Origin of the sequence: Mesomycoplasma neurolyticum (assembly GCF_900660485.1) — a bacterium.
Taxonomy (GTDB): domain Bacteria; phylum Bacillota_I; class Bacilli_A; order Mycoplasmatales; family Metamycoplasmataceae; genus Mesomycoplasma_A; species Mesomycoplasma_A neurolyticum.
Genome location: NZ_LR214951.1, coordinates 26558 through 46265, shown reverse-complemented (window position 1 = coordinate 46265; position 19708 = coordinate 26558). Strand labels below are relative to the sequence as shown.

Here is a 19708-nt window from a genome sequence, read left to right as displayed (position 1 = left end):
TTTAATATCATTTTATTTTTTTAATTATTTTATAGTTATTATATTTCATTAAAAATGGGATTGTTGGAACTAAAAATGCTGTATATAAAGGTATTGTAATAACCCCTTTTAAAATGATAGGAGCAAAATAGATATAATACTTGTCCGAAATATCAAATGCGCTACCTTTTTTAGCAATAAAACGATTGTAATACTTTATAAAAGCAAATGGGCCTCACAATCATCTAAAAATAACATTTATTATAAAAATTATGGAAATGATGAAAAAAATCAAATAATAAATTTCATTTTTAGTTTTTCATCATAAAAGAGATAAAACTATTAACCCTCCTAAAAAAACAACAAAAAAACAAATAAGTAAAATTGTTATATTGCTTTTATTAAAAATCTTTTTAAACGTTTTATCAATAGTTTTGTCAACAGGTTGTATTAATTCAAAAATAAAAACTGAAAGCATTAATGTCATTGTAGCTACTACAAATAATGATAAAATTATAAAATTTTTAATATTTTTTTTGTTATAAAAAAACATTAAAAGTCATGAAACAATTACTACTAGCGGGGGCACAATTGCGTATTCAATGGTTCAAAAAGGTATTAAACCTCTAATTAATAAATTAAGTGTGTCTGCTATAATAGCTAAAACAACACCTTTAAAAGGGCCTAAAACAATACCATAAACAATAAAAATAATATATTCAAATTGTATGTTTAATTTACCATGTAATACAGTAAGTCTTAACAAAAAAATTAGTCCTAAATAAATTGCTAAAAATATAGAACTAATTGCTATATCGTAAACTGTATATTTACAATATTTATTTATTATTTTTTGAAAAGAAATTAAAATTTTGTTATTTTCTTTTAGCTTCATTGCTATCTAAAACATCAACACATGTATCATTAAAACAAACATAATTTGAATTATTATCATTATTATCTTTTTTTGTTAAATGGTGGTGGTGTTCTACTAACTTTAATTGACAATCTGACTCTTTACCACAAATAGCACTTTTTTCTTTAGGTGTGACTATTATTTCTTCTTCATCAATGTTAGATTCTTCAACTAAAATTGGTTCTTCTTCTTCTTCTTCTTCAATTGTAGTTTCTTCAACTAAAATTGGTTGCTCTTCTTCAATTTCTTCAATTGTAGATTCTTCAAATACTGTCTCAACTACATCATCTTCAATAAGATTTTCATCAACAAAAACAACTTCTTGTTCTTGTGTTGGTTCAACATCATAAACATATTCTTCTGTTGGTAAATCAATAGTGTCATTTAAAAAGTATTCATTGGTTTCGTTGTTTGTATCATTTATTTCTTCAACAAATTCTTCAACTATATCATCATGTGATTCTTCTTCGAAATAATCCACTTCTTGTGTTGGTTCTTCAATATAGTCAACAATTGGTTCTTCAATTATTTCTTCAACTTCTATATCTTCCTCAGGATTATCATCAACTAAGTCAAAAGTCTGCATTACAAAATGTTTTAAAAAGTTATATTCAAAGTTGAAATGTTTATAAACTTGTTCACCAGGAGCTGAAATTCCAAAACTATCAATCCCTACATTGCAACGAGCATATTTTTCTCATCCAAATGTTGTTGCAGCTTCAAATGATATTGATTTATTTGGATCTCAAAGAACTTTACCATCTCAATTGGATGCTGAAATAACATTAAGGTTTAATCTTTTACCAATTCTTTGTGCAAGTTTCAATTCACTTCCTGTTGCAATCAATGCATAAGGTGAATCAGTTTTTTGTAAGAAATAACTTCCTTTTTTAAAACTTTCAAATGATGTTTCATCAAGTGATTTAATATTTTGTCTTGTTGTAACAATGATATGCGGTTTTCTTCTAGAATTTATTGCTAACTCAAAAGCAGCTTTTGTTTCTGTTTCATCTGCAGGTCTTAGAACTTTAACACCAGGAATTGAACGCAACATAGCTAATTGTTCTATTGGTTGGTGAGTTGGACCATCTTCACCAACAAAAACAGAATCATGACTAAAAATATATGTTACAGGTAAATTCATCATTGATGATAATCTAATAGCCGGTTTTAAATAATCAGAAAATACGAAAAATGTAGAAACAAATGGTCTTAATGTTGAGTGTAAAGCAATACCATTAGCAATACCAGCCATTGCAAATTCTCTTACACCAAATAAAATATTTCTTCCTGCACGATTAACAGGGCAAAAATCACCATCAGAACCTTTAACTTTTGTAGAAACTGATAAGTCAGCTGATCCTCCAATTCAATTGCTTGATTTTTCGCCTAAATAATCAACAATTTTTCCTGAATAATTTCTTGTTGAATCATTTTTAGATAAATCTAAATCAACAAACATTGGTTCAAAAGATTTTTTCAAGAAATCTTTTAAATATTCTGAAGCAACAAATTTATTTTCAGCTTCTTTAAATCTTTCATCTAAAGCTTGTCTATAGTAGTCTCTAACTTCATCAGGGAGAGCAAATTCATCATATGATCAATTTAATTTTTCTTTTAAAAGTTCAAGATCTTTACCTAAAGGTGTTCCATGAACATCAGTAGTATTTTCTTTTGTTGAACCTTCACCAATAATTGTTCTAACTTCAATAAATGAAGGTTTTAATGATTTTTTAGCTTTGGCAATAGCTTTTGAAATTTTCTTAATTTTGTTTGGAACACTTTGGTAGTGGAAACCTAAAGCTTCCATTTTTAATCTTAAATCTTCATTAAATACATCACTCACTGGTGTATCAAGTTGGATTCTATTTGAATCATGAAGAATAATGAGTTTATTTAATTGTTGTCTCCCAGCAAAAGATAACGCTTCATTAGCTACACCTTCTTGTAAATCACCATCTCCAACTAAAACATAAGTATAGTGATTAATTTCAGGATATTTAGAATTTAAATGGCTTTCAGCTACAGTTAAGCCAACAGCATTAGCAATGCCTTGCCCAAGTGGTCCTGTTGTTGCATCAACTCCTAATGTTTGGAAATTTTCAGGGTGACCAGGAGTTTTAGAATGAATTTGTCTAAATTCTTCTAAATCTTTTTGTGTAAGTAATCCTAATGCTCTTAATTGTGCATACAATAATGCTGAACCATGTCCCGCTGATAAAACAAAACGGTCACGATTAATTCATTTTGGAGCTTTTGAACTGAAAACTAAATGTCTTGTAAAAAGTGTGTGCATAATGTTTGCGGCACTTAAAACAATCCCTGAATGTCCTGAATTAGCTTTATTTATTGCAGCTAATGCATTAATTTTCAATGTATTAACTGCTAATAGGTCTAAATTTTTATCAAATTTCATTTTTTACCTCTTTTTATAATTTAAATTATTTTTTTTAGTTCCATTGTAACGGAGACAAATATTATCAGGTTCTACACCTATTAAAAATTTTACCACTTCTTTTATTGAATTTAACAAGAAGTTAGTAATTTGGCTGAAATTTTCACTTTCAGACAAAATTAAATAAGAAGCATTAATTATAACATTTGAATTTTCATTGTTAAATAAAATTTCAATTTCACTATCAAGCAATATTTTTTTGTTTTTCTTAAACACAATATTTATCGCTTGAATAAAAGCTTCTTTATGAACTAGATAAGAACCGTTAAGGCCATAATTTACAAAAACGTAATCTAACATTATTTGTTTGCTCTACCTACGTATTTACCTGTTTCTGTTGAGACAATAATAGTTTCACCCTCTTTAATAAACATTGGGGCATCTGTCTCAAAGCCAGTCTCTAATTTTATTTTTTTATGTGGGTTTGTTGCTGTGTTTCCTCTCACAGCTTCTGGTGCCTCTATTACTTTTAATTCAATATTGATTGGCAATTCAATATCCAAAATTTCCTCTTTGAATTTTCTAACTATAACTTTTTGACCATCTTTTAAAAAGTTCATTTCTCACTCAACATTTTTATTTGGAATAGTTACTTGTTCAAAAGTATTTTCATCCATCAAAACAATTCCTGTTCCATCATTGAAAAGGTAGTTCATTCCTACTTTTTCGATATGTGCTTTTGCTATTTTTGTACCCCCAGTAAAAGATTTGTTAGTAACTGCTCCAGTTCTTAAATTTTTAACTTTAGCTTTCACAGTCGCTTGGCCTCTCCCTTGTTTAGAGTGTTGAGATTCCAAAACTATAAAAATATCATTATTTTCTTGAAAAGTTATCCCTGGCTTAAAGTCATTTACATTAATCATAGTGCCTCCTTTCTTGGTTTTAGAATTTTTTATTATTATTATAAACTTTTTGCTATAATTTTACATATGTTTTTTTTAAAAAATTTTAATAGTACAACACAAATTGCACCTTTAGAAGCAAAAAGTATTAATTTCTTACCACAGTGAGCTTTGATTTTGTTAGGAACTTTATTCCTTCTTTTGGGTATTTCTTTATTAGCTTTATATCCTAAATTCAAAAGATTAAAAAATGAATATAAAGAAAAACAAATTCAAGAATATAAGTTTCAAAATAAAATAAATCAAAATACAAATATAAAATACGAGGATACAGGAATGTATTTACCTTTTTCACAAGTTGCAAAATATTCAGCTCCTATTTTTTTGGGAATAACTTTTTGTATTATTGGTGTTGCTTGAATAATAGGTTCAACTATTGTATTGTAATACTTTAATATTTTTTAAAAAATGGTATAATTAATAAAAAATTTTTTCTTGGTTTAAACAACGTTCGAGTTTATGCTAGGTTTAAATAATAAAAATAAGGAGGATACTTACATGGTATCAAAAGAACGTAAAAGAGAACTTACAATTGAATTTGGTGGAAATGAAAAAAACACAGGTAAAATTGAAGTTCAAATTGCTATTTTAACTGAAGATATTGAAAAATTAAAACCGCATTTTATTGAAAATAAAAAAGATAAACATTCAAAACGTGGTTTCATTGCTAAAGTTAACAAACGTAAAAAACTTTTAAGTTATTTAAAAGAAAAAGACTTTGATTCTTACAAAGCAACTATTGAAAAACTTGGTATTAGAAAATAGTGATTTTTTAAAATTAAAGCAGCTAAAAACTGAAGCTGCTTTTTTTTTATCAAAAAATAGACACTTTGTTTAATATATTCATAATTTATATATTAAACATTTACATAAAAAAAACAAATAAAAACCTGTACTATCGATAAAATGTATAAACTTGCTATAAAAAAAGTGAACGGACTTTTATTTAATAAATTTGAAGAAAAGAATGAAATGATCCAATTTTTGTAATTGCTTATGGATAAGATGGAATGTCATATGATTAAAAAGAGTTAAAAAGTAAAACTATTTATTTTAGAATCTAAAGTGCAACTGACAATAAAAAAAAATGAAATATATTAAAAAAAAGGTTGATTTTTTCTACCAAAATCTCAAAAAAACCTTTTGATTTTAAAACTTATATTGATACAACACATGTTTTTTTAATGAAAAATGATAAATTTAAGAAAATATATAAAGAAAAAGTTCTATTTGAATTAAAAAAAATTTTCAGCAAAAATTAATTGCATGGAATTTATGAAAAATTTGAATACTCTTATATTTAAATTATAGAAGTTTCATATGATATAAAAAATGACAAATTTAAAGAAAACCTAATTTATAGTCATGAAAATTTTTTAGTGTAAGACATAGCTTCAACTAAAAGAAAGGACAAAATTGATTTTATGTTTGAAACTTTTTAAAAAAATAATGTGTCTAATAAAACTAAACATTTTTTATTTGAATTATTAAATAAACTAATGGGTATTAGTCTAATCCTAGAAGAAAAATGAATAGCAAAATCAAAAAGTCAAAATAATTTTTTATAAATAGTTTTAAAAAAACAAATAATTAAGATAGTATTATCTCAATTATTTGTTTATCTTATTTTGCAACTTTTGGTAAAAAATATTTAATTTTAAATAATAAATTTACACTAAAAAATGTTTTCAATATTTTTAATTAATTTTTATTGCTTTAATAGCTTTATGGACTAATTCATTTGTTCTTTTTTTGATTTGTGCATCATTTCAGGTATTTTCTTTTACAAGATCTCGTGTAATAGAAAAGGAACTATTTATATACATATTTTTTTTATCTTTGAAAAGATTATTAGAAGCGGTGGAGTTTTGTCTTTGTGATAATAAAACTAAATTTCCTAAAGAATATTTTAATTTATCATATTTATTTTCATGATCTTTATCAATGATTCCTAATTCTTTTTTTCAATTATTATCAATTGCCTGGGGTAAAACATGTTCTAATGTTGTTCAATCAAAAGGAATATCAATATCTTTATACTTTCAACATTCTATTTTATTTAACAATATTTTTGCAAGATCACTTTGGTTTAAAAAACTATAATTAGATAAACAAAAACTAAATCTTTCATCATTTGGATATTCTTCTCAATTTAAAATTTTGTTTTTAATATATTCTTTTTTGTTAATAATATCATTTTTGCTTAACTCTAAAATAATGTCTTTAGTAAAAAAAGCAGTTAATTTAGAACCACCTTTATTTGAATTACATACCCTATATCTAACTAAAAATAATACAAATAAATTTAAAATATTTGCAAGTTCTTTTTCATCTTCAGGTTTATTCAATTTATAAAAAAGCAATAATAATAATGGTTTTAAAAAAGAGTATTTCAACGCTTTTAATTCTTTTAAATATTTATTAATATTTTTATTTTTAGTATTACATTCTAATATTTTTTTATAATATTTAGAATATTCTAAAAACTCTTTTAATATTTCTGTTCTATTATTGTTTTGCGATGTATATTCTTTAAAAAACAAAAATGTTTTTTTATTATTGAAATAACCTTTTGTCAAAAAGAAATTTTCCAAAAAATCAGGCAAATATTCAATACCTAAAATATTTGGATCTTCAAGTTTTGATCAATATTCATTGTATAATGAATTTTGTTCTTCTATTGTTGTTGACGATAAAAGTGAATTTCTTATTAAATCAGAATTTGCAAGCGGTCTTCCAGAAAAATTAATTTTTTCAAAAATAGTTTGTATATAATTCAAATTATTATTTTCTAATCTTATTTCAACAATATCCATTCTTTGAATTTGAAAAAATATTTTTTTAAATCACTCATTAATATTGCTTTGTTTTTCATTTTTTTTATTTTTTAATTTAGAGACAAAAAATAAATAATTTTTATAAAAATTAGTTTTTGTATGAACATTTTTTGAAAAAGCAATGTTCTTTAATTCATCATTTTGTGAGCTTATTATTTGAATTTTTAACTCTTTTGTAGTAGATGAGTCAGAGTAATTTTTCTTGAAAATCAAATCATTTATTTCATTTTCAATGCTTTTATCATCCGAAACATCTCTTAGTGCACATAATAATAGAAATAAAGTAATAATTCTTTGTTGACCATCTATCAATATCGTTCCCTCTTGAGGGAGATTAGTGTTATCAAAAAAATAAAAAATATTCCCTAAGTAATGAGGTTGTTTATTTTCAACCGAAATACATAGATCTTCTCATAATGTTTCACAGTTTTCTTTTTCTCAAACATAGTATCTTTGAAATGCTGGAATGATAAATGATTTACGATTAATAAATTCACCAATTTTACTATCATATGCTTTCATAATTGCTCTCCTTTTTTAGACTTATTTTTTAAACTTAATAATTTAATTTTACAAAAAAAAAAAAAGCAAAATTTTTACAAAAAATAACTATTTTTTCACAAAAAATGCGTTTATATTGCTTAAATTTTGCTAAATAAAAAAGCACAACTTTTATTTAGTTGTGCTTCCTATTTGCATTTTCTTTACATATAATGGTTGAATTTTTAATAAATTCTTTTGATGTTCAAAAACATTTTTGTTAACTAATTTTAAAAAATTGTTGATTATAAATAAATAATCAAAACTATTTACAACTTCTTTTGAAACAACTTCAATGTTGGACAAAATCTTACCATTTTGAGCAATCGCTTTATAAGCTGTTTTTCCTTTTGCATCAATAAAATAATTTTGTTTTAACTCATTACCAAAAGATATTAAATTAAAACTATTTGTTGTAAAAACATTTGCATTTGTAACTTGAGCAATTGTTCTCACAAAAACCAGAGCTATTCTTACACCTGTAAATGTCCCAGGGCCTAAATTTATATAAAAATTTTGAATATCTTTAGTTTTTAAATCATTTTCATATAAAAATTCTTCAAATAATTTTGGTAAAATTTCCGCTTTTTGCTTTAGTTTTTCTTTAATTTTATAACTTTTTAATTTTAGATCATGATTGTACAAAGCAATAACTAAATCTTCATGACATGTATCAATAAAAATATTCATTTTAATTAACCTTTTTAATTTTATATATTCGTTTGTCTAAATTATCAGTAAACAAAATTTCTAGTTTTATAATTTTTGCTTCTGTATTTAAAATTATATTTTCTGCCCATTCAATAATAACTTTTTTATCATCAAAAAAGTCTTCAAATTCTTCAAGATCACCACTCAATTTATATGCATCAATATGTATTAAATTATCATAAACTTTCATTAAATTAAAAGTAGGAGAGTTAACTGTTTCTTTAATATTTAATTTTTTTGCTATTTCTTTTACTAATGTAGTTTTACCTACTCCTAACTCGCCAGACAATAATAAAAATTGTCAATCAAATTTAAATATTTGATTAACAATTTTATTAATTTCATTTAGTGAAAAAATAAATTTTAATTCTTGTTCCATGATTAATAAGATTTAGCAAAGATAACAAATCTTCTTGTTGGTTTTTTAGTGATCATACAAAAGCTTTCTTGTGATTTGTCATAAAATTTGGATGGTATACATCTAGCTGTTGCGCCTGTTTCTTCTTGAATTCTAGCTTCCTCATGATCATCACCACTAAAAGGAGCTAAAACAAAATGATTTTCAGCAATTTTTTCTTTAAATGTTTCATAGTCTTTGACAATAACAATGTTTTCATACAATCTTTTTTTAGCATTTTCATATAAATCTTTTTGAATTTTTTCAAGTGTTTCAAAAACTACTTTTTTAACATCTGTAATTTTAACTTTTGTTTTAACATGTGTATCTCTTCTTACAAGAGTTACCTCATCATTTTCTACATCTTTAGGTCCTATATCAATTCTTAGTGGCACACCTCTAATTTCAGACCTTGCAGATTTGAAACCTGGTTGTTCATCACTTTTATCTACTCTTACTCTAAATTTTTTAGATAATTTTTTTTCTAAAAAATTAGTTGTTTTAGCAATTTTAGGTGATTTATCACTAAAAAATTCTAAAATATCAACTTGGATAGGAGCAACTTTTGGTGGAATTATCAATCCATAGTCATCACCATGTGTCATAATAAGGGCTCCAATTATTCTTGTAGAAAGTCCAAATGAAGTTTGATAACCAAATTCATCTTCATTTTGATCATTTTTAAAGCGAATTTTAAAACTTTTGGAAAAATTTTGCGCTAAATAATGTGATGTAGCTGATTGAAGTGCTTTTCCATCTTTCATCATTGCTTCTAATGTATAAGTTGAAAAAGCTCCAGCAAATTTTTCTCTATTAGTTTTTTTTCCAACAATAACTGGTATAGCTAAATATTGTTTGAAAAATCTTTTATATAATCATAGCATATCTTTCGCAAATTTTCGAGAATCTGCTGCATTAGAGTGAATTGTATGTCCTTCATGTCACAAAAATTCAGTATTTCTTAAAAAAGGATTTGTTGTTTTTTCTCAACGCATCACAGAAGTTCATTGATTATATAAAATCGGTAAATCTTTATATGAATTAATACTTCTTTTAAATAAGTCAGCAAATAAAACTTCACTTGTTGGTCTAATATATAATTTATCATGAAGTTTTTTTTCTCCAACATGAGTAACTGTAACTAATTCAGGTGCAAAACCTTTTATATGCTCTTTTTCAGTTTTGATAAAAAAATCAGGAATTAATGTTGGAAGATAAACATTTCTAATACCTTTTTTCTTAAATTGAATATCTAAAATAGTTTTGATATTCTCTCATATTTCAAAAGCATTAGGTTTGAAAATTATAGTTCCTTTAATTGGACCATATTCAATTAACTCTCCATTTTTAATAACATCTACATATCACCTCGCGAAATTTTCACTTATAGGTGTAATTTTATCTAACTTTTTCATAAAATAAATTTTACTATTTTTTTCAAATTTTACTTAACTTTTTTTGTTTTAAAAAAATAAATTTTTATACTTAAATATAGGTTAAAATTAATTTTTAACTAAACTTTGATAATTAACAACATAATTATTTTAATGATTAATAAAAATTAAGTTTTTTTAGTATAATTTAAAATATTAAATAATATTAAAGCATGAGTGAGGTTTTTATGATTTTTGATGATGAAAAAAAAGAAGAAGAAAAAAAAGAAGATTTTTTCTTTGATGAAGAAGATGAAATAAAAACTGTTTTTAAAAAAGAAGTCAAAATTTCAGATGAAGATGATTCAGAAGAAATACCACCACAAGAAAAAGAAGAATATAAAGTTCAATCACAAATAATTAATGATGAAATTCAAGGTATTGTCCCAAAAGATATTTCAAATGAAATGCGAACATCTTTTTTAGAATATGCAATGTCTGTTATTGTATCGAGAGCTCTCCCTGATGCTCGTGATGGATTAAAACCTGTTCACAGAAGAATTTTATATGGAATGAGTGAACTAGGTATTACAAATTCAGTTGCTCATAAAAAATCAGCAAGAATTGTTGGTGATGTTTTAGGTAAATATCACCCACATGGTGATTCTTCTGTTTATGATTCTATGGTAAGAATGGCGCAAGACTTTTCACTTAGATATCCACTAATAGATGGTCATGGTAATTTTGGATCAATTGATGGTGATGAAGCAGCAGCTATGAGATATACAGAAGCTAGAATGTCTAAAATAGCTATGTTAATGGTTGAGGGTATTAAAAAGAATACTGTTGACTTTACACCTAATTATGATGGTTCAGAAGTTGAACCGGTTATTTTACCGGCTAAATTTCCTAATTTACTTGTTTCAGGAGTTTCAGGTATTGCTGTTGGTATGGCTACAACAATACCTCCTCACAATTTAACTGAAGTAATTGATGCTCTAATTGCATTAGCTAAAAATCCTAAAATTAATATTTTAGAATTAACAAACTATATTAAAGGGCCTGACTTTCCAACAGGTGCTACAATTTTAGGGAAAAGTGGTATTTTAAAAGCTTATGAAACTGGGCGTGGTAGTTTTTACTTAAGATCTAAGGTGAAAATTGAACAACTCAAAAATGGAAAAAGTAAAATAATTGTTTATGAAATTCCTTATGAAGTTAAAAAACCTATGTTAATTGAAAAAATTGCTCAATTAATCAAAGAGAAAAAGCTTGATGGGATTAGTGATATAAGAGATGAGACATCACGAGAAGGTATAAGAGTTGTAATTGAAATTAAAAAAGGTTTTATTCCTGAAGTTGTGCTAAACAATTTATATAAACAAACTTCATTGCAAATTAGTTATTCATTAAATATGATTGCCTTGGTTAAAGGCGAACCTAAGTTATTGAATTTAAAACAAATATTAGAGGTTTATCTTGAGCATCAAATTGATGTATTTACAAGAAGACTTCAATTTGACTTAAACAAAGCAGAGGAAAGAATTCATATTTTAGAAGGTCTCAAAATTGCTATTGAAAATATTGATGAAGTTATCAAAATTATTAGAGGTTCAAAATCTGATGCCGATGCTCAAGAAAAATTGGCAAAAACTTTTAAATTAAGTGCAATTCAAACAAAAGCAATTATTGATATGAGATTAAGCAGATTAACTGGTTTAGCAATTGAAAAGTTAATTTCTGAAATGAACGAATTGTATGCAAAAATAAAGAACTTAAAAGAGATTTTAGGTTCTAAAGATAAATTAATTGAATTAATTATTAGTGAATTAGAAGAAGTTAAAAACAATTTTGGAGATGCAAGAAGAACTGAGATCAACAGTTATGAACTAGGTGAAATCCAAGATGAAGATTTAATACCTTCAGAAGAAGTTGTTTTAACTTTAACAAACAATGGTTATGTAAAAAGAATAAATTTAGATGAATATCGAATTCAAAATCGTGGTGGTGTTGGTTCTAATACAGCTACAACATACCAAGATGATAACTTGAGTTCTTTACTTATAACTAATACCCACACTGATTTATTAATTTTTACCTCAAAGGCTAAAGTTTATAAAATAAGAACACACAAAGTCCCTGAACAAAGTAAACAGTCAAAAGGTATGCCATTTGTTAATTTAATAAATATTGAAAAAGATGAAAAAGTTGTTTCAATGTTATCTATTAGTGAATACAAAAAAAATCAATCATTAATCACTGTAACTAAAAAAGGGATTATTAAAAAAACATCACTCGAACACTATACATCAATTAATTCAAAAGGTAAAATTGCTCTTAAATTATTTGAAAATGATGAGTTAACAAAAGTCTTTATTGCAGATGAAGAAGATGAAATTTTAGTAGCTGCATCAAATAATAAAGTTGTCCGTTTTGATAATTCTTCACTAAGAAGTTATTCAAGAAATTCTGCTGGAGTTAAAGCTATTGTTTTAGCTGAAAATGAATATGTTATAGGAGCAGCAACATCTTCAGAAGGTAAATACATTTTAGCTTTAGGTGACCTTGGTTTTGGAAAAATGACGGCTATTGAAGACTATAGAAAAACTTCAAGAAATGCAAAGGGTGTAAACACAATTAATGCAGCAAAAGCTGGACAATTAGTGTATTTTGCTGCTGTAAATGGTGATGAAGATATTTTGATTTTAACTAAAAAAGGAATAGCTTTAAGACTAAATCTAAAACAAATTAATGAAAGTTCAAGAAATACAAAAGGTGTTAAAGTTATTACCTTGAAAAATAACGATAAAATTAGATCAATTGCAAAAATTTCTTCTGAAAATGAAATAAATTAAACTAGGTAATCCTAGTTTTTTTTATATTTAAAATATAAAATATAAAAACTGAGTAATTATAATATATTTTTAAAATATAAATAAACAAAAAAGAAATTTTTTTTATTTATTTACATTTTTTTAACTTTTTTTGCACTGTATATCTTTTATTTATCAATTTGTTTGTTTAGTGTTTTAAAATCTAAAAGAGTAAATAATTGAAAGGTAAAAATGAAAAGAAAATTGAAAAAATCACTGTTATTATTATCAGCGACTTTGCCAACAATGGCTTTAGTTACTACTGTTGTTAGTTGCAACAATGAATACAAAGAAGATTCTAAAGAATTAAAACAAACAAGAGATTTATATTTTACAACTCTTGATAAGTATAATGAAAATATTGAGAAATTTTCTAAGGAATACGCTGAAGAATTTGCAAAAATTGATGGATTAGATAAAGAAATAAAAAAAATAGAAGAAACAAATAGTAGTGAAACTGATGAATCTAAAAAAAATGAAAACACTAAAAAAATTAAAGAAAAAAAAGGTGAACTTAGTTCTAAAAAAGAAAAACTTTATTCTTTACTTAAAACTTTAAATAACGTTATTAAACCACTTGAAAAAGAACTTGATGAAACATTGGTTAAATTAAGAATTTTAGAAAAAGATAGTAGATTTAAAACTATCAGAATTTTTCACACAAATGATGAACACGGAAGATTAAAAACTGATTTTGGAAAATATAATAAATATAGTGGTATGCAAGGTGTTAATAATTTTGTGGATGATAAAACATTCGACCTCTTGCTTTCAAGTGGTGATTTAATTCAAGGTCTACCACTTAGTGATTCAGATAAAGGCGAAACTATAACTTATATTGCAAAACTTATGAACTATGATAGTATTGCTGTTGGAAATCATGAATTTGACTATGATTTACCACAAATTTTAAAACTTAATTCATCAAATAGTAAAAAAGATGAAAATTCATTGTTAAATGAAGAAGGAACACCATTTATTTCAGCGAATATTTATTATAAAGAAAGCGCTGGAGAAGATAAAAAAGACAAAAGAGTATTTAAACCATACAAACTTAAAACTTTAAAAAATGGTTTAGAAGTTGCTATCATAGGTATAACAACACCAGATACCGTCTACACTTCTCACCCTGATCATTCAAAAGATGTTGTATTTAAAGATCCAAAAACTGAAGCTGAAAAAGTAATTGCTGAAATTAAAAAAGATCATCCAAATGTTAAACTTATTATTGCTACAGTTCATCTTGGAGTTGCTAGAAACCAAATTGATTGATCTTCTGAAAGCTTAAAAGATATTAAAGATTTATCATTAATTCTTGATGGACATAGCCACACTAAAGTACCATTAGAATATGATAAATCTAAAATCACTCAAACTGAAGCTTACACTAAATATTTAGGTGATATTTCTTTAATTGTTGACACAAAAACTAAAAAAATTATTAAAGTTCAACAACATTTAAGAGACATAAATCAAGTTATTTATTCAAAAGTAAGTTTTATTGATAAATTGATTGAAAAACTTGAAATAGAATTTAACAATAAATATGACGTTCTTGCTTTCAAACTTTCAAAAGATTTAACACATATTGGTGAATTTAATATTGGTGAAACAAAATACAATTTAGGAAGAACACAACCTTCTGAATTAGGTGTAATTTTTTCTAATGCTTTAGGTTATGAATTTGTAAACAATGTTTATCAAGCACAAAAAGATAATGAAAAATTCAAAACATCTCCTGCAACATTAGATAATACAATAGTTCTCACAAATTCAGGAAATATTAGAACAAACTTAGAAAAAGGTGATGTAAAATTATCAAAAATGTTAGAGGTTAATCCTTTCGGAAATAGAATTAAGGCAGTAAAATTAAAAGGTTCTGTAATTTTGGAAGTGTTTAAAAGTTCAGCATCAAGAGGAACAGAGGGTGGTTTTGGTCAATGATCCTCTAATGTTAGCTACAAAATGACTGTTAGTCCAGAAACCGATAAATCAAAAGGTGCTAATTTTAAATATACATTAGATGAAGATAGCATTAAAATTAATGACAAAGCTTTAGATTTAAACAAAAATTATTACTTAGTGTCTAATGATTTTATTTTTGATGGTGGAGATAAATACTCTGTTTTAGACATAAGAAAAGAAGAAAACAAAACTAAATTAGATGTTGTTTATGAAGGTGGTTCATTATTTGAGGAAGTTAACAAATATATTAAAATGTTTGCAGCCGATAATATTGAAGATACAGCAAAAAACAAACCTTTTGCTCAAGTAATAAAAGACTTTAATCTTGATGATATTAAGAAAAAACAAGTTGTTGTTTTTCCAGAAACTAAAAAATAATAATTTAGTTTATTAAATCAAACTTTATTTAAAAAATGTGCGTTTTTTAAATAAAGTTTTTATTTTTTGCAAAAAAAAAAAAAAGATGTAAATTGATGCAATAGTTTGGTATACATTTATTTTGCAATATATTGTTAATTTAAAAAAAATATAATAATAAAGAAAAGAAGAAATATGAAAAAAGCAAAATTATTTTTATTAACACCTTTAGTTGCATTACCTGCTTTTGCATTTGTTGCATGTGGAAAAACTTGAGCAGCAAATAATAGATAATACTAAAGCACAAGCAAAAGCTGTAAAAGCTAGCGATGTAAAAAAAAGCTGAAAAATTAAAAAAGAAAATAAAAACTTATGGATCAGTTAAAAAAAGAATATAAAAAAAATTATTCAAAAGCTGAAGCTGAATCTAAATTGTTTGAATTTAGTACAAGCCTACTTGTATACTTATTATAAAATAATAAAAAAATAGTAACTTTTTAAAAAAATATTCAAAAAAATATTCATACTTTTAAAATTAACAAATAATATTTTTTTTATAGTCAAAGTTTTATTGTGAATGTTTTTTTATTTATAAATAAAAATTGTTTATTAATTAATTAATTATTAATTTTGTATAATTAAAAATATGAAAAATTTGCAGCATTTTATAAAAATTAAAGGAGCTAAAGAAAATAACTTAAAAAATATAGATATTGAAATACCTAAAAATAAATTTATTGTTTTTACAGGTGTTTCAGGTTCAGGCAAGTCTTCTTTAGCTTTTAATACAATTTATGAAGAAGGAAAAAGAAGGTATGTCGAGTCTTTAAGTTCTTATGCAAGACAGTTTTTAGGCTCAACCAAAAAACCCGATGTATTATCAATTGAGGGTTTATCACCAACTATTGCAATTGAACAAAAAACTACACACAATAATCCTAGATCTACAGTTGGAACAGTTACTGAAATTTATGATTATTTAAGACTTTTATATTCAAAAGCTGGTAAACCTTTTTGCCCTAGACATAAAACAGCTATCTCAAGTCAAACAACAAAAGATATTTTAGATTCTATATATAAATTTCCTATTGATTCAAAGCTTTTAATTTTATCACCTTTGGTTAATAATGAAAAAGGTAGTCACCAATTATTAATTGCTAAATTAAAAAAAGAAGGTTTTGTAAGGCTAAAAATTGATGATCAAATTATTTCATTAGATGACGAAATAAATTTAGAAAAAAACAAAAAGCATAATATTTCTATTGTTGTTGATAGAGTTACCCTAACAGAAGAAAATCGAAGCAGAATTTCAGAAGCAATTGATGTTGCTGCTAAATATTCAAAAGGATTAATTAATATTGAAATTATAGGACAAAAAACTATTAATTTTTCAAAACTCCAAGCATGTCAATATGGTGATTTTAATATGCCAAAAATTGAAACAAAACTTTTTTCATTCAACTCACCAGCTGGTATGTGTAATGAATGTAAGGGAATAGGAGTAAAGCTTAAAGGTGATTTTAATCTTCTAATTACAAACAAAAATTTATCAATTAATGAAGGAGCAATAGTATTTTTCCCTATAACTAAAACAAAAGGAAAAAAATCACTTGAATACCAAGAATTCGAAGTTTTACTAAATGTATATAATATTTCAAAAACAAAACCAATTAGTCAACTTTCAAAAAAAGAAATTGATATAATCAAATATGGTTCAGACCAAGAATTAGAATATGAACTATATAATGATAGTGGAAATGTCTATTCAAAATTTCAGAAAATAGAAGGTATTATGGATAAAATAGAAAGAAAATACCTAGATACAACTAGTGAGGAAGTTAGAAGTTGGTGCCGTAAATTTATGTCTGAATTTAAATGTGAAAAATGTAAGGGTGCAAGACTAAATGAATATGCATTAGCTGTAAAAATTAGTGAATTGAATATTTATGAATTAAATAATTATGCAATAAGTGATATTTTAAATATTATCGAAAACATAAAAATTAGTGATTTTGAACAAGAAGTTTTAAAAATGGTTTTAAACGAATTAAAACAACGACTTGGTTTTTTAATTAATGTAGGTTTAGATTACTTAACTTTGAATCGTAAATCTGAAACACTTTCCGGTGGCGAATCACAAAGAATAAGACTGGCTACTCAAATTGGTTCAAATTTAACAGGTGTTTTATATGTTTTGGATGAACCATCTATTGGACTTCATCAAAAAGATAATCAAAAATTAATTGACTCACTTAAAAAAATGGTTGATATAGGTAACACTTTGATTGTTGTAGAACATGATGAAGATACAATAATACAAGCTGATTATATAGTTGATATAGGACCTTATGCAGGTGATAATGGTGGTCAAGTAGTTGCTCAAGGTACATTTGATGAAATAATAAAAGCTGAAAATAGTGAAACAGCAAAATATTTTTCAAAACAAAAAGAAATTGAAATTCCAAAAAAAAGAAGAAGTGGTAATGGGCAATTTTTAATTATTAGAGGTGCTGAAGAAAACAATCTCAAAAAAATTGATGTTAAAATTCCTTTGAATAAATTTGTAACTATTACAGGGGTTTCAGGTTCTGGAAAAAGTACTTTAATTAATGAAATTTTAGTTAAAGCGATTGAAAATAAACTATTAGACAAAAACATTAGAGTTGGTAAACATAAATCTATTGATGGGATTTTTAATGTTGATAAAGTTATTCAAATAACTCAATCACCGATTGGTAGAACACCACGTTCTAACCCAGCTACATATATAAGTGTTTTTGATGATATAAGAGATGTCTTTGCTAATTTAGAAGAATCTAAAGCTAGAGGTTATTTAAAAGGTAAATTTTCTTTTAATGTTTCAGATGGAAAATGTGAAAAGTGTTTTGGTGATGGGCAAATTAAAATTGAAATGCACTTTTTACCAGATGTCTATGTAATTTGTGATTTTTGTGAAGGAACTAGATATAAACCTGAAATTTTAGAAATTAAATATAAAAACAAAAACATTTCTGATGTTTTGAATATGACTGTGGAACAAGCTTATGCTTTTTTTAAAAATCGTTCAAAAATTGCACTAAAACTTAAAACTTTAGTTGATGTGGGTCTTGAATATATTAAATTAGGTCAATCTGCCACAACATTATCTGGTGGTGAAGCTCAAAGAGTTAAATTAGCAAAATATCTCCAAAAAAAACCAACAGGAAAAACAATTTATGTTTTAGATGAGCCTACTACAGGACTACATATTTATGATGTTCAAAAATTACTTAATGTTTTAAATAATTTAGTTGATAATGGTGATAGTGTTATTATTATTGAGCATAATCTTGAATTAATAAAAGTTAGTGATTATATTATAGATTTAGGACCTGGGGGTGGAAAAAATGGTGGTAGCATTATTGCAACAGGAACTCCTGAAGCAATTGCTAGCAATCCCGATTCTTTTACAGGACAATATCTAAAGAAAATATTGGTGAGAAATGAAAAAAATTAGTGTTAAAGAAATAATTAAGGATTTTAATTTAGAAGTTTTAAATGATTTTTCAGAAGGTTATATTAAAAGACCTTCAATCAAAAGATTAGGTTTATTACTTGGATGTGGTTTTTCACAAGAAACTATTTCTCTTAATTTAGCCGCTTGAGGAACAGATGAAGCAATTTTTCTAGAATCATTAGAATTCAACAAAAGAAAAAAAATATTAAATAAAATTTTCAAATTGAAGCCTCCCGCTTTATTATTATCTGTTGGTTTTATTGAAAAAGCAACAGAAGGATTAATTAACGAATTAATTACTATTTCAAATCAATTTGCAATTCCACTAGTTAAAAGTAAAGAACACTTATCAACTTTAATGATTAATATTGGTACAGTCTTAAGTGAGCAATTTGTTGATTCGGTAAATGTTCATGGTTGTGCTGTGGTTGTAAATGGTATTGGTGTTTTAATTATTGGAGAATCAGGTGTGGGAAAATCTGAAACAGTTTTAGAACTAATTCAAAAAGGTTTTACTTTTGTTAGTGATGATACAGTCACAATTTCAAGATTAGGACATATGTTTATTGGGAAACCTGCTAAAATAACAAGAGATATTTTGGAAGTAAGAGGTATTGGTTTAATTGACATTAGAAAAATTTATGGTGTTTCTAAAATTTCTTATAAAACAAAAATCGATTTAGTATTAGAATTAATAAACTACTCAAATAAAACAGAATTTGATCGTTTAGGTAATGATTATTTAAAATATGAAATTTTAAATAGTTATATCCCTAAAAAAAATATTCCTGTTAACAAAGGAAGAACTGTTTCTGATTTAGTAGTTGCAGCTGTAAATACTTTTATCGCTGCCAAACATGGCATTGATGCTGTAAAAAAAATTCAAGAAAGGATACAAGAAAACTAA

14 protein-coding genes are annotated in these 19708 nt (G+C 25.3%); 6 read left to right on the top strand and 8 right to left on the bottom strand.

Annotation, left to right across the window (positions count from 1 at the left end; all coding sequences use genetic code 4):
- Window position 1: 1 nt before the first annotated feature.
- The 4 genes from EXC65_RS00210 to efp are packed head-to-tail and all read right to left on the bottom strand — an operon-like array spanning window position 2 to window position 4213.
- Complete coding sequence (locus tag EXC65_RS00210) at window positions 2-874, bottom strand: ECF transporter S component (RefSeq protein ID WP_129719478.1); 873 nt, start codon at window positions 872-874, stop codon at window positions 2-4.
- Window positions 855-3311, bottom strand: a complete 2457-nt coding sequence (locus EXC65_RS00205) for a transketolase (RefSeq protein ID WP_129719477.1) — start codon at window positions 3309-3311, stop codon at window positions 855-857. Before EXC65_RS00205 ends, EXC65_RS00210 begins: the two co-directional genes overlap by 20 nt.
- Window positions 3312-3314: 3 nt before the next feature.
- Window positions 3315-3650, bottom strand: a complete 336-nt coding sequence (locus EXC65_RS00200) for an MMB_0454 family protein (protein ID WP_129719476.1) — start codon at window positions 3648-3650, stop codon at window positions 3315-3317.
- Window positions 3650-4213 carry an elongation factor P gene (gene efp, locus EXC65_RS00195; RefSeq protein ID WP_129719475.1) on the bottom strand — a complete coding sequence of 188 codons (564 nt, stop codon included), beginning with the start codon at window positions 4211-4213 and terminating at the stop codon, window positions 3650-3652. Before efp ends, EXC65_RS00200 begins: the two co-directional genes overlap by 1 nt.
- A gap of 66 nt (window positions 4214-4279) precedes the next feature.
- Between efp and EXC65_RS00190 the strand changes: the two genes are divergently transcribed.
- Both EXC65_RS00190 and rpsO read left to right on the top strand, forming a co-directional pair.
- Window positions 4280-4639, top strand: a complete 360-nt coding sequence (locus tag EXC65_RS00190; protein WP_129719474.1) for a hypothetical protein — start codon at window positions 4280-4282, stop codon at window positions 4637-4639.
- A 111-nt stretch (window positions 4640-4750) separates the two neighbouring features.
- Window positions 4751-5017 carry a 30S ribosomal protein S15 gene (gene rpsO, locus EXC65_RS00185; protein ID WP_129719473.1) on the top strand — a complete coding sequence of 89 codons (267 nt, stop codon included), beginning with the start codon at window positions 4751-4753 and terminating at the stop codon, window positions 5015-5017.
- Window positions 5018-5949: 932 nt separating this feature from the next.
- On the opposite strand, the gene EXC65_RS00180 is transcribed toward rpsO, so the two are convergent.
- The 4 genes from EXC65_RS00180 to proS form a co-directional block, all read right to left on the bottom strand.
- Window positions 5950-7611: a DUF262 domain-containing protein gene (locus EXC65_RS00180; protein WP_129719472.1), complete on the bottom strand. Its 1662-nt coding sequence runs from the start codon at window positions 7609-7611 to the stop codon at window positions 5950-5952.
- 150 nt (window positions 7612-7761) lie between these two features.
- Complete coding sequence (gene tsaB, locus EXC65_RS00175) at window positions 7762-8319, bottom strand: tRNA (adenosine(37)-N6)-threonylcarbamoyltransferase complex dimerization subunit type 1 TsaB (RefSeq protein ID WP_129719471.1); 558 nt, start codon at window positions 8317-8319, stop codon at window positions 7762-7764.
- Window position 8320: 1 nt separating this feature from the next.
- The gene (gene tsaE, locus EXC65_RS00170) at window positions 8321-8719 is read right to left on the bottom strand and encodes a tRNA (adenosine(37)-N6)-threonylcarbamoyltransferase complex ATPase subunit type 1 TsaE (protein ID WP_129719470.1); all 399 of its coding nucleotides are present in this window, start codon (window positions 8717-8719) and stop codon (window positions 8321-8323) included.
- A 2-nt stretch (window positions 8720-8721) separates the two neighbouring features.
- Window positions 8722-10152, bottom strand: a complete 1431-nt coding sequence (gene proS, locus EXC65_RS00165; RefSeq protein ID WP_129719469.1) for a proline--tRNA ligase — start codon at window positions 10150-10152, stop codon at window positions 8722-8724.
- Window positions 10153-10358: 206 nt separating this feature from the next.
- Here proS and gyrA point away from each other — a divergent pair, with 206 nt between their 5' ends.
- The 4 genes from gyrA to hprK all read left to right on the top strand — a co-directional run bounded on the left by gyrA (window position 10359) and on the right by hprK (window position 19708).
- Window positions 10359-12965 carry a DNA gyrase subunit A gene (gyrA, locus tag EXC65_RS00160; RefSeq protein ID WP_129719468.1) on the top strand — a complete coding sequence of 869 codons (2607 nt, stop codon included), beginning with the start codon at window positions 10359-10361 and terminating at the stop codon, window positions 12963-12965.
- Between the two features lie 210 nt (window positions 12966-13175).
- On the top strand, window positions 13176-15326 hold the full coding sequence (locus tag EXC65_RS00155) for a bifunctional metallophosphatase/5'-nucleotidase (protein WP_129719467.1): 2151 nt from the start codon (window positions 13176-13178) through the stop codon (window positions 15324-15326).
- Between the two features lie 625 nt (window positions 15327-15951).
- A complete protein-coding gene (gene uvrA / locus EXC65_RS00150) occupies window positions 15952-18801 on the top strand; it encodes an excinuclease ABC subunit UvrA (RefSeq protein ID WP_129719466.1) in 2850 nt (949 codons plus the stop codon).
- Entirely contained in the window at window positions 18788-19708 is a 921-nt protein-coding gene (gene hprK, locus EXC65_RS00145) for an HPr(Ser) kinase/phosphatase (protein WP_129719465.1), read from the top strand. The genes uvrA and hprK overlap by 14 nt, the downstream gene beginning before the upstream one ends.